This window comes from Pseudomonas sp. Sample_24 (genome assembly GCF_004307605.1).
Lineage (GTDB): Bacteria > Pseudomonadota > Gammaproteobacteria > Pseudomonadales > Pseudomonadaceae > Aquipseudomonas.
In genome coordinates this window covers 1-10,866 of the sequence record NZ_RCNW01000463.1, presented here as the reverse complement: position 1 = coordinate 10,866, position 10,866 = coordinate 1, and the positions used below count along the sequence as shown (strand labels likewise).

The 10,866-nt window shown below is 60.7% G+C and carries 10 protein-coding genes; 5 read left to right on the top strand and 5 right to left on the bottom strand.

All coding sequences use genetic code 11. The features are described from left to right. Nucleotides 1-84: 84 nt before the first annotated feature. Nucleotides 85-264 (bottom strand): hypothetical protein, encoded by a 180-nt coding sequence (locus D8V06_RS26595; RefSeq protein WP_130932128.1) that lies wholly within the window; start codon nucleotides 262-264, stop codon nucleotides 85-87. Between the two features lie 29 nt (nucleotides 265-293). Between D8V06_RS26595 and D8V06_RS26590 the strand changes: the two genes are divergently transcribed. From D8V06_RS26590 to D8V06_RS26580, 3 genes are all read left to right on the top strand, one after another. Next, entirely contained in the window at nucleotides 294-803 is a 510-nt protein-coding gene (locus D8V06_RS26590; RefSeq protein WP_056853697.1) for a sigma-70 family RNA polymerase sigma factor, read from the top strand. Further along, a complete protein-coding gene (locus tag D8V06_RS26585) occupies nucleotides 800-1,744 on the top strand; it encodes a FecR domain-containing protein (protein ID WP_130932127.1) in 945 nt (314 codons plus the stop codon). Before D8V06_RS26590 ends, D8V06_RS26585 begins: the two co-directional genes overlap by 4 nt. A 67-nt stretch (nucleotides 1,745-1,811) precedes the next feature. Beyond that, nucleotides 1,812-4,235: a TonB-dependent receptor gene (locus tag D8V06_RS26580; protein WP_130932126.1), complete on the top strand. Its 2,424-nt coding sequence runs from the start codon at nucleotides 1,812-1,814 to the stop codon at nucleotides 4,233-4,235. 117 nt (nucleotides 4,236-4,352) lie between these two features. On the opposite strand, the gene aldA is transcribed toward D8V06_RS26580, so the two are convergent. The 4 genes from aldA to D8V06_RS26560 are packed head-to-tail and all read right to left on the bottom strand — an operon-like array spanning nucleotide 4,353 to nucleotide 9,134. Further along, nucleotides 4,353-5,786: an aldehyde dehydrogenase gene (gene aldA / locus D8V06_RS26575; RefSeq protein ID WP_130932125.1), complete on the bottom strand. Its 1,434-nt coding sequence runs from the start codon at nucleotides 5,784-5,786 to the stop codon at nucleotides 4,353-4,355. Nucleotides 5,787-5,806: 20 nt separating this feature from the next. After that, a complete protein-coding gene (locus D8V06_RS26570; protein WP_130905364.1) occupies nucleotides 5,807-6,607 on the bottom strand; it encodes an HpcH/HpaI aldolase/citrate lyase family protein in 801 nt (266 codons plus the stop codon). A gap of 14 nt (nucleotides 6,608-6,621) precedes the next feature. Then, the gene (rhmD, locus tag D8V06_RS26565) at nucleotides 6,622-7,806 is read right to left on the bottom strand and encodes an L-rhamnonate dehydratase (protein ID WP_056853692.1); all 1,185 of its coding nucleotides are present in this window, start codon (nucleotides 7,804-7,806) and stop codon (nucleotides 6,622-6,624) included. A gap of 32 nt (nucleotides 7,807-7,838) precedes the next feature. Then, the gene (locus tag D8V06_RS26560; RefSeq protein ID WP_056853691.1) at nucleotides 7,839-9,134 is read right to left on the bottom strand and encodes an MFS transporter; all 1,296 of its coding nucleotides are present in this window, start codon (nucleotides 9,132-9,134) and stop codon (nucleotides 7,839-7,841) included. 124 nt (nucleotides 9,135-9,258) lie between these two features. On the opposite strand from D8V06_RS26560, the gene D8V06_RS26555 reads away from it, so the two are divergent. Both D8V06_RS26555 and D8V06_RS26550 read left to right on the top strand, forming a co-directional pair. Then, nucleotides 9,259-10,200: a LysR family transcriptional regulator gene (locus tag D8V06_RS26555; protein ID WP_056853690.1), complete on the top strand. Its 942-nt coding sequence runs from the start codon at nucleotides 9,259-9,261 to the stop codon at nucleotides 10,198-10,200. Nucleotides 10,201-10,375: 175 nt separating this feature from the next. Then, nucleotides 10,376-10,866: twin-arginine translocation signal domain-containing protein (locus tag D8V06_RS26550; RefSeq protein ID WP_130932124.1), on the top strand; the 491-nt coding region annotated here is incomplete at its 3' end.

Sequence of the window (10,866 nt, the reverse complement as noted above, 5' to 3'; positions counted from 1 at the left end):
ACCGGCCTGTCACGCCGGGGGTCGCGGGTTCGAGTCCCGTCCGCTGCGCCATATCCGCACCAAGGCCCACTGAACGCCTTGGCGCTACGAAGAAACCACTGGTTGCTTCGAGTCGATAGCAAAAACCCTGGTCGAAAGACCGGGGTTTTTTGTGTCTGAAATTTGGCTTTTACTGTCTTTTTCTCCTGGCTGCTGATCTTTCTGCGCACTTGCTGCATAAAGCACTTGGTTCGTCGCTGCAACATTAATTAGAATCACTCTCATTTACGACTCCTGGCACAGGGCTTCTTGAGATGAGTGATGCAGCGATGCCGAAGGAGCAAACCCTTCACGACCTGTACCGCGATCACCGTGGCTGGCTTGAAGGCTGGTTGAGGCGGCGCATGGGCAATGCCTGCGATGCGGCGGATCTCAGCCAGGATACGTTTTTGCGTTTGCTCGCCAGTTCTCAGCGGATTGCCGATCTACACGAACCCCGTGCCTATTTGCTGACGGTGGGCAAGCGCCTGCTGAGCAACTTCTACAAGCGACGTAGCCTGGAGCAGGCGTACCTGAACGCGCTGGCATTGCTGCCTGAAGACTGCGTGCCGTCCCCTGAGCAGCGCTGGCTGTTGCTGGAAACCCTGCAAGCGCTGGACGAGTTGCTCGACGGATTGCCGCGCCCAGTACGCAGGGCGTTCCTCTGGAGTCAACTTGAAGGTTTGAGCTATCAGCACATTGCCGAGCGCCTGAAAGTGTCGCAGCGCACGATCAAGCGCTACATGGCACAGGCCTACGAGCACTGCCTGTTGGTGGAACTGTGAACAGTGCCGCGCCCGACGCCCGCCAAGTGGTCCGTGCCGCTGCGCAATGGCTGGCGTTGCTGGAGTCCGGCGCAGCCACCGAGCAGGATCGCGCGAATCTGCAGCGGTGGCGCGAAACCTCGGCCAGTCACGAGCACGCGTGGCAGAAGGCACAGGCCTTGCGTCAACGCTTTACCGACCTGCCCTCGGCATTGGCCCTGAGCACGCTCGACCGCCCTGATCCCGGACGGCGCGTGGTGCTCAAGCGTGCCTTGGGCGCGGTGGCTTTGGTGCCAGCGGCCTGGCTGATCAGTCGACAGTTGCCGCTGGAAGTCTGGCGTGCCGATTTGCACACCGCCACCGGCGAGCGCAAACAGGTGCAATTGGCCGATGGCAGCAAATTGCAACTCAATACCGCCAGCGCCGTCGATGTGGACATGCCGAATCGCCATGTGAAATTGGTGGAGGGCGAAATGTCGTTGAAGGTGTCGGGTGTCTCACCGCTGACGATCCAGACCCGGTTCGGTCAGGTGCTCGTTGATCAAAGCGAAGTCTGTGTTCGTCAGGATGCCCTGGGCTGCCGGGTGTCGGTGTTTAGCGGTGCAGTGCAGTTGCGACCTTTGCAGGGCGCCTTGCTCACGCTTGGGGCCGGTCAGCAAACCAATTTGCGAGCGTCAGGTGCCGGAGCGGTGCAAGCCTTTGACGTGCTCCAACCCGGTTGGCGTGAAGGCGTACTGATGGCCAACAATCAGCCGTTGGGGGATTTCCTGCGTGAACTCGACACCTATCGGCCAGGTGTCTTGCGCTGGGAGCCGGAACTCGAAACGCTGCGTGTGACCGGCAGTTTTCGGCTGGACGATACCGATCGCATTCTCGCGCTGCTCTCTGCGAGTCTGCCGCTGGAAGTGCAAATGCGGACCCGCTATTGGGTGACGTTGCTGCCACGCAAAAAAGTTGTGTGAGGTCTGTCCCCTTTTCTCGACTCGCTTGTCATTCAAGGCAACTGAACGAACAAGAGAGCTTCTTCAAATGCCCGCAGTAAAGTCCTGCTGTCCGCGCCCGGTGTCGTCCGGTCTGCGTCCGTTGTTGCGCCTGAGCCTGATGTTGAGCCTCAGTGCCAGCCCGCTTTTGATGAACAGCAGTTGGGCCGATGACGCCGCCCGTCGCAGTTACCAGGTGCCCGCCGGTGGCCTTGGCGATGCGTTGACACGGTTCGCCGGTTTGGCGGGGGTCAATCTGTCGGTCGATCCGGCGCTGGTCAGCGGTCGCAGCAGCGCCGGCTTGTCCGGTGAGTTCGGAGTGGAAGAGGGCTTTGCCCGCTTGTTGCAGAACTCGGGCTTGCAACTGCAGCCAGTGGGCGAACGGGCCTACATTCTGATTCCGGCACCATCAGGTAGCAGCCTGCAATTGGGCGCGACTTCCATCCTCGGTGCCGTTGATTCCGAACATGGCGACCCCTATGTCGGCGGCCAGGTCGCGCGCCGAGGGTCGCAAGGGTTGCTGGGCTCGCAGGATTTCATGGAAACACCGTTCAGCATGACCACCTACACCAGTGAAACGGTGAAAAACCAACAGGCACGGACCTTGGGCGACCTGGTCGCCAGCGATCCATCAGTGCGCACCACCAACCCGGCTGGCGGGCGTTACGAGCAATTCACCATTCGCGGGCTCAGCCTGTTCAACAGCGACGTTTCCTATAACGGTCTCTACGGCGTCTTGCCAACCTATACGATCGATATGGAAATGGCCGACCGCGTCGACATTCTCAAAGGCCCGAGCCAACTGATCAATGGCATCTCGCCGCGAGGCAGCGTGGGCGGCGGGATCAACGTGGTGCCCAAGCGCGCCACTGACCAGCCGATCACATCGTTTACCGGCAGCTATGCATCCGATAACCAACTCGGCGGTGCCGTGGATGTCGGGCGGCGCTTTGGCGAAGGTGACATGTTCGGCATTCGCTTCAACGGCGTGAAACAGTCCGGCGACACCGACTGGGATCACCAGAGTGTTGACCGCGAGATGGCCGTGCTGGGTCTGGATTTTCGCGGTGAGCGCCTGCGGCTTTCGACTGACATCGGCCACACCGAACGCGATACCGATGCCCCGCAAGAGCGGGTGCAGATCGGCCCCAATGCGAAGGTGCCAAATGCCAACGATGTTCGCGACAACTATGCGCAGCCCTGGAGTCAGGCGCGAACCACGGACACCTTCGGCACGCTGAACGGCGAGTTCGATGTCAGCGATTCAGTCATGCTGTACGGCGGCGTGGGCGCGCGCAAAAGCAACCATGACTTCCTCCGGCATGCCGTTGCGGTCACCAATGACGCTGGCGATTTCAGCGTGCAGCCGCGCGACTTTACCCGCGACGAAAATGTCCGCACGGCCACGGCGGGCGTGCGCAACTGGTTCCATACCGGGCCGGTGAGCCATCAGGTCAACCTGGCGGCCAGCTATTTCTACATGGACTTCGAAAATGGCGGCGCGCGTTATGCGGCAGCCCCGAGCAACCTCTACAATCCTCGGGAAACACCTACACCTGTGCGGCCGACGCGTTTCGATCCAGAGGTCTATACCGAGAACCGCTTCAGCAGCATTGCGTTGTCCGACACCCTGGGCTTTTTTGATGATCGAGTGTTGCTGACACTCGGTGGCCGTTGGCAGCGGGTCAAGGTTGATGACTGGTCGGATGACGTCAAAGGCGATACCGCCTACGACGAAGAAAAGTTCTCGCCATCGGGCGGCGTTCTGTTCAAGGCGACCGACAAGCTGTCGCTGTACGCCAACTACATGGAAGGCTTGAGCCAGGGCAAGATCGCGCCGTCGACCTCGGTGAACGAGGACGAGATTTTCCCGCCGTTCATCAGTCGCCAGATCGAAGTCGGTGCCAAGTACGACGCCGGAGCATTCGCCGTCACCGCTGCGGTGTTTCGCATCAAGCAGCCGGCCTACGAAACCAACGCCACGACGCGAGTCTTTGGCCCCAATGGCAAACGCAATAACGAGGGTGTCGAGTTGAGCGTCTTTGGCGAACCGCTCAAAGGGTTTCGGTTGCTCGGCGGTGTGATGTACATTGACAGCAAGTTGACCGATACCACCAATGGCACATTTGACGGCAATCGGGCGCCCGCGACGCCGAAATACAACGTCAACCTCGGTGCCGAGTGGGACGTGCCGAACGTGCAGGGCCTGACTTTGACCAGTCGCGGGATCTATTCCAGTTCGCAGTATCTGGATCAGTCCAACAACAAAGAAATCGACTCTTGGGAGCGATTCGACGTCGGCGCACGCTATGCGTTCAGGGTCGACGAAAAGACCATCACCGTGCGGGCCAATGTCGAGAACGTGGCCGACAAGCGCTACTGGAGTTCGGCCGGGGCTTCGGACGACAGCGAGCCTGGGTTGACGCTGTCGACGCCGCGCACTTATTTGCTGTCGGCGACTGTGGATTTTTGAGCACTGAGCAAATGTGGCGAGGGAGCTTGCTCGCGCTGGACTGCGCAGCAGTCCCCGCATGGGGCGTTTCGCACCCCGACGGGAGCAAGCTCCCTCGCCACAGGTTCAAAGCAACGTTCAGCCCTGCAAATAAACCGCATGGGTATGGGTGTACTCATACAGCCCATGCTTGCCATCCGCTCCGCCAATCCCGGATTTACGCACACCGGCATGGAAGCCTTGCATCGCTTCGAAGTTCTCGCGGTTGACGTAAGTTTCGCCAAAATCCAGCTCGCGCATGGCATGCAGGGTTTTGCCAAGGTCACGGGTGTAGATCGACGAGGTCAGGCCATAGTCGCAGTCGTTGGCCAAGGCGATGGCTTCGTCCAGGTCATCGATGATCTGGATCGGCAGCACCGGACCGAAAATCTCTTCGCGCATGATTTCCATGTTGGCGCGGCAACCGGCTAAAACAGTGGGCTGGAAGTGGAAACCATTGGGCAGATCGGCCATCTGTCCGCCACTGATCAAGTTTGCACCCTGGCTCAACGCAGTACGGACTTTGCGGTTGACGCTATCCAGTCCTTGGCGATTGATCAGCGGTCCCATCTCGACGTCGGGCTGTGCGATCGGGTCGCCATAGCGAGTCGCGCTCATCGCCGCAGCGATGCGTTCGATGAATTGATCCGCAACCTTGCGCTCTACATACACCCGCTCGGCGCAGTTGCACACCTGGCCGCTGTTGATGATGCGTGAGTCGCGGATGGCTTTGACCGCCAGATCGAGGTCAGCGTCAGCCAGTACAATCGCCGGGGCTTTGCCGCCCAGTTCCAGGTTGAGCTTGGTGATGTTCGGCGCGGCGGCGGCCATGATGCGCGATCCGGTGGCGACGCTGCCGGTGAAGCTGATCATGTCCACGCCTTTGTGCGCGCTCAATGCCGCGCCAACCTGGCCGTCACCGCATACCACGTTGAACACGCCGGGCGGCAGGTCGGTTTCGGCCACGAGGCGGGCGAATTCGAAGCAATTGTTCGGGGTTTCTTCGCTGGGTTTGATGACGATGGTGTTGCCGGTCAACAGGGCCGGGGCCATTTTGCGGGCGATCAGAAAGAACGGGAAATTCCACGGCAGAATCCCGGCCACCACGCCCAGCGGTTTGCGGAACAGGAAGATGTTTTCATTCTGGCGGTCGCTGGTGATGATTTCACCTTCGATGCGCCGCGCCCATTCAGCCATGTAGTCGAGGTAGTCAGCGGTGAAGTTGACTTCGACCTCGGCCAGGCTGCTGATCTTGCCTTGTTCCAAGGTGATCGTGCGCGCCAGGTGCGGCACGTTTTCCCTTAGTTTGGCAGCTATGCGGCGCAGGTAGCCGGCGCGATCATTGGCCGGTTTGCGCGCCCAGTCCTTTTGCGCCGCACGGGCAGCGGCGAGGGCGCGTTCGACGTCTTCGGCGGTTGAGGTGGGGACTTTCGACAACACGGCGCCGGTAGCCGGGTTGATCACATCGATGTGGGCAGCGCTGGCCACGAACTGGCCGTTGATGAAGTTTTCGTAAACAGGCACGGACGACATGGGGACGACTCCTTGGCAGTTCAGTAAGTGCGTGAAGGCGCTTGAGTGCTGGCGGGTTCGCGGTAACGGGCGAGGGTGGCCATGGCGCTCTGACGCAGCAAGCTGATGTCGATGGCTACCGCGATGAACTGGCAGCCCCAGCTTTGGTAGCGACGGGCGTCTTCTTCGTTGGGGGCGAGGATGCCGCAGGCCTTGCCCGCCGCGAGCGTGGCGTCCACCGCGTGGCGGATACGTTGCTGAACGTCCGGATGGCCAGGATTGCCGGCGTGGCCCAGGCCAATCGACAGATCCGCCGGGCCGATAAACACCGCATCCACGCCTTCGACGGCAGCAATCGCTTCGACGTTTTCCACGCCGATCCGCGATTCCACCTGCACGATCAGGCACAGCTGTTCGTGGGCGGTATTGAGATAGTCGGGTACGCCATCCCAGCGTGTGGCGCGGGTCAGGCCGCCGCCGACACCGCGAATGCCGTGGGGCGGGTAACGCATGGCGCGCACCAGTGCCTGGGCTTGTTCGGCGGTTTCAACCATCGGGATCATCAGTGTCTGCGCGCCGATATCCAGCAGTTGCTTGATCAGGTTGGCATCGCCATTCACCGCGCGCACGACTGGCGCGGTGGAGTAGGGGGCGACTGCCTGCAATTGCGTCAGTACGCCGGGCACGGTGTTCGGCGCGTGCTCGCCGTCGATCAGCATCCAGTCGTAACCGGTGGTGGCGACGATCTCGGCGGCGTAGCCGGTGGCGAACCCGGCCCAAATGCCGTATTGGGTCGCGGGTTTGTTCAGCGCAGCCTTGAAAGCGTTGTGCGGCATGTTCATGTCGAGCTCCTTTCTCAGCGGCTGTAGGGCCGATGCAGTTGGCATTCGGGGTTGAGTGTCACGCCGAAACCGGGCTGATCAAGTTCCGACAGACGCATGCGGCCATTGACCGGCACCGGTTCGCCGAGCAATTGCGGATGGAACATCGGCACCACTTCGTCTGCCTTGGGCGCCATCATCAGGAATTCGGCGAACGGGCTGTTATGGCGAGTGGCGACGAAGTGATAGCTGTACACCGAGGAACCGTGCGGAATGACCAACGCATTGTGCGCGTCGGCGAGGGCCGAGATTTTCACCAGTTCAGTGAGGCCTCCGCACCAGCCGACATCCGGCTGAATGATGTCGCAGCAGCCCATTTCCAGCAGCATGCGGAAGCCCCAGCGCGTGGCTTCGTGTTCGCCGGTGGTCACCAGCATGCCTTTGGGCACGTTGTTGCGCAGCGCCGCGTAGCCCCAGTAATCGTCCGGTGGCAAGGCTTCCTCAATCCACTTCAAACCATGCTCGTGAGCGCCGACCGCCAGTTTGGTGGCGTAGTTGAGGTCCAGGCTCATCCAGCAATCGAGCATCAGCCAGAAGTCCGGGCCAACGCGTTCACGCATGGTCGCCAGTTCTTCGAGGTTCTTGCGCAAGCCTTCCTCGCCTTCGGCGGGGCCGTGGTGCAGCGGCATCTTGCCGCCGATGAAGCCCATTTTCTGCGCCAGGTCCGGGCGGGCGCCGGTGGCATAGAACTGCAATTCGTCGCGCACCGCGCCACCGAGCAACTGATGCACCGGCTCCTGGCGGATCTTGCCGAGCAAATCCCACAGCGCCAGGTCGACGCCGGAAATGGTATTGATCACGATGCCCTTGCGCCCGTAATACAGGGTCGACTGGTACATCTGGTCCCAGATTTTTTCGATGTCGGTGACGCGAGCCCCTTCGAGGAAGCGCGCCAGGTGTTTCTCGACGATGTAAGCGGCAGGCTCACCACCCGTGGTCACGGCGAAACCGACAGTGCCGTCGCTGGCTTCAATCTCGACCACCAAGGTGCCGAGCACGTTGATGCCGAAGGTGCGGCGGCTCTGGCGGTACTCGGGGTATTTGCTCATTGGCGTGGCAATGTGATCGTCGATCCAGTGGCCGTCCGCTTGATCGTGATAATCCGCGCCACCGCCGCGCAGGGTGAAAGCGCGGACGTGTTTGATGGTTGGAATGCCCATGGTGTGATTCCTTTTTTTAAACGGCGGTCAGGTTAGATGGTGGCCGGTTTGTTCGAGGCTTTATGCCCGGGCGCACGTACGCCCAGCACCAGCAACGCGGCGATGACAGTGGTAGCGGACAGCACATACAAGCCGGCTGCCGGTGAATGGAAAGCGCCTTCGGCCCAGTTCTTCAGCACCGGGGCGATGAAGCCGCCGAGGGCGCCGAACGAGTTGATCAGGGCGATCCCGGCTGCGGCGGCGCTGCCGGCGAGGTAGCTGGAAGGGAAGGTCCAGAACACCGGTTGCACGGCGATGAAACCGGAAGCGGCGAAGCACAGGGCGATGATCCCGAGCAGCGGGTTGCTGAAGGTTACCGAGCAGGCGATCCCGGCGGCGGCCATGAGCAAAGTCAGGCATGCGGTGCGGCGACGTTCGCCGGTACGGTCGCTGTAGCCGGGAATCAGATAAGCGGCGATCAGAGCGCAGATCCATGGGATCGCGGTGACCAGTCCAACCATCAGCCCGACCTTGGTGCCGAGCAGTCCACCGACCTGGGTTGGCAGGTAAAACACCACGCCGTAGACGCTGGCCTGGATCAGCAGGTAGATCAGGCACAGGTAAAGTATCGACGGCTGGCAAATCACGTTGAGCAGGCTGCGGCCGTGGTTCTGTTTATGGCTGTCTTCCTGATCGAGCAGGCTCTGCACTTGTTGGCGCTCTTCGACGGTCAGCCACTTGGCATCGGCCGGGCGATTGTCCAGATACCAGTAGGCCCAGACGCCCACTGCCGAGGCCATCAAGCCTTCAACGGCGAACAGCCATTGCCAGCCGTGGAACCCGGCAAAGCCGTCCAGTTCCAGCAGCAGACCGGACAACGGGCTACCGAAGATGAACGCCAGCGGCGCACCGAAGTAAAAGAAACCCATGGCCTTGCCGCGCACAGCGCTGGGGAACCAGTAGGTGAGGTAAAGGATCACCCCGGGGAAGAACCCGGCTTCGGCCACGCCCAGCAAAAAGCGCAGGACGTAGAAGGTGGTTTCGTTGTGGGCAAAGACCATGGCTGCAGAAACCAGGCCCCAGGTGACCATGATCCGGCACATCCACAAACGGGCGCCGACGCGGTGCAGGATCAGGTTGCTCGGTACTTCGAGCAGCGCATAACCGACAAAGAACACCCCGGCGCCAAAGGCGAACGCGGCATCACTGATGTTGGTATCGGCTTGGAAGGCTTGCTTGGCGAACCCGACGTTGGCGCGGTCGAGGAAGGCCATGATGTACATCAACAAGAGAAACGGCAGCAGCCGCCAGGAAATTTTGGCGAGCAGAGGCGCAGGTAGAGTCTTCATCGCAGTTTTCCTTTGGTAGGGCATTTGTTCTTATGGGGAAGACTGTACGGCCGCTGATCGATGCGTTACAAATCGAATCTAGCTCACAACTGATACCTTGAGGGTATCGATAAAAAGGTTTGCCATGACCACGCCGATCATCTCCCGCAGCCTGCTCAATCGCCTGCGCTACAAGCATTTGCACATGCTGGTGACGCTCAGCACCAGCCAGAACCTGCACCGCGCTTCGCAAAGCCTGAACATGTCGCAACCGGCGGCCACGCGCATGCTCCATGAAATTGAAGACATGTTCGGTTGCGACCTGTTCGAACGCTTGCCCCGGGGCATGCGACCGACGGCGTTGGGCCAGGAACTGGTGCGTTTTGCCGAATCGGCCCTCAGCGGTCTCGACCGTTGCGCCGAGGACCTGATGGCGCGGCAGCAGGGCGGTTACGGCTACTTGTCGATCGGCACCATCATGGGCGCAGCGCCGGATCTGGTCATGGATTCGATTGCCGAGATCAAGTCGCTCAATCCGCAATTGCGGATTCGCATCATGGGAGATACCAGTGACCAGGTGATCCAGTTGCTGGAACAGGGCCGTATCGACCTCGCCATCGCCCGGCGCAACGCCGCCACCGACAGTGAGCACTACGTCTTCGAACAACTGGGCAATGAACGTTTGCTGGTGGTGGTGCACGCCGGCCATCCGCTGGCCCGACGCAAGAAGCTGGAAATGGCGGAACTGGTCAACGGCTGGCCCTGGATTCTGCAACCTGAAACCAGTCCGGCGCGCATCGGCCTGGATCAAGCCTTGCAGCGCCTGGCGCTGCCGCTGCCGGCAGACATTATTGAATGCAGCTCGGTGTACTCGATGCAGCAACTGATTCAACTGACCGACGCGATCATGGTGCTGTCGGAAACCGCACTGCGCGACTACCTGAAAATGGGCCTGGTGGTGGCGCTGCCGGTGGAGCTGGATGTGCAATTGGCGCCATTCGGACTGTTGTTGCGCAAGGGGGAGCACATCAGTCGGGAGTTGGGTTTGTTCATTGACCTGCTGCGGCGAAAAGCCGCGGTTTTTTGATCTCATGGTCAGTTTTTTGTTTTCCGCGCGCGCATAAACCTTTAAAGTTAACCTTTCGGTCAGCTTTGCACTGTCGACACAGCCCTTTGCATCGTCAAGAAGGGCTTCTGCAAGACTCGAGATTCTCAGTACATAACCAGAAGGGCGGACCCCATAACCGCCCAGAGGATGATCCATGTCCAACCGTGATATATCCCGGCGCTCGTTCCTTCAGGGCGGGCTGGTAGCGGGTGTGAGCGTGACGCTCACGCCATTGAGCAGCCAGGCGCTGGCCGCCTTGATGGAAAACAGCGTGACCGTGCCGTCCGAGCAGTGGCTCGGCAACAATGGCCAGGCGCGCGCCCGTAACGATGCCTTGTCCAAGGTTTGCGGCAGCAAGGTTTTTGCCCGCGACATCCGCGCCAAGGACATGCCGGGCTGGCCGCAGCAGCAAGGCCACGCCATGCTGCTGAAAACCATCAAGGCCGACCACATCTTTGCCGGCATCGACCTGGCGTGGCTTGGCGCCGATCTGCAACCGGATCGCATCGTCACCGCCGATGACCTGGTCAAGGACGGCATCGTGTTCCCTGAAGAACACGCGCCGGATCCGCTGCTGCCGGCAGGCAAGGTGCCGATGTTCATCGGTCACCCGGTGGCGATCCTGATCTGGAACGATTTCGAGCG

Excerpts from the sequence above, each read along its gene's own strand:
- D8V06_RS26595 (WP_130932128.1), bottom strand. The coding sequence starts at position 264 with ATGAGAGTGATTCTAATTAATGTTGCAGCGACGAACCAAGTGCTTTAT.
- D8V06_RS26560 (WP_056853691.1), bottom strand. The coding sequence starts at position 9,134 with ATGAAGACTCTACCTGCGCCTCTGCTCGCCAAAATTTCCTGGCGGCTG.
- D8V06_RS26590 (WP_056853697.1), top strand. The coding sequence starts at position 294 with ATGAGTGATGCAGCGATGCCGAAGGAGCAAACCCTTCACGACCTGTAC.
- D8V06_RS26570 (WP_130905364.1), bottom strand. The coding sequence starts at position 6,607 with ATGAACATGCCGCACAACGCTTTCAAGGCTGCGCTGAACAAACCCGCG.
- D8V06_RS26580 (WP_130932126.1), top strand. The coding sequence starts at position 1,812 with ATGCCCGCAGTAAAGTCCTGCTGTCCGCGCCCGGTGTCGTCCGGTCTG.
- aldA (WP_130932125.1), bottom strand. The coding sequence starts at position 5,786 with ATGTCGTCCGTGCCTGTTTACGAAAACTTCATCAACGGCCAGTTCGTG.
- D8V06_RS26555 (WP_056853690.1), top strand. The coding sequence starts at position 9,259 with ATGACCACGCCGATCATCTCCCGCAGCCTGCTCAATCGCCTGCGCTAC.
- rhmD (WP_056853692.1), bottom strand. The coding sequence starts at position 7,806 with ATGGGCATTCCAACCATCAAACACGTCCGCGCTTTCACCCTGCGCGGC.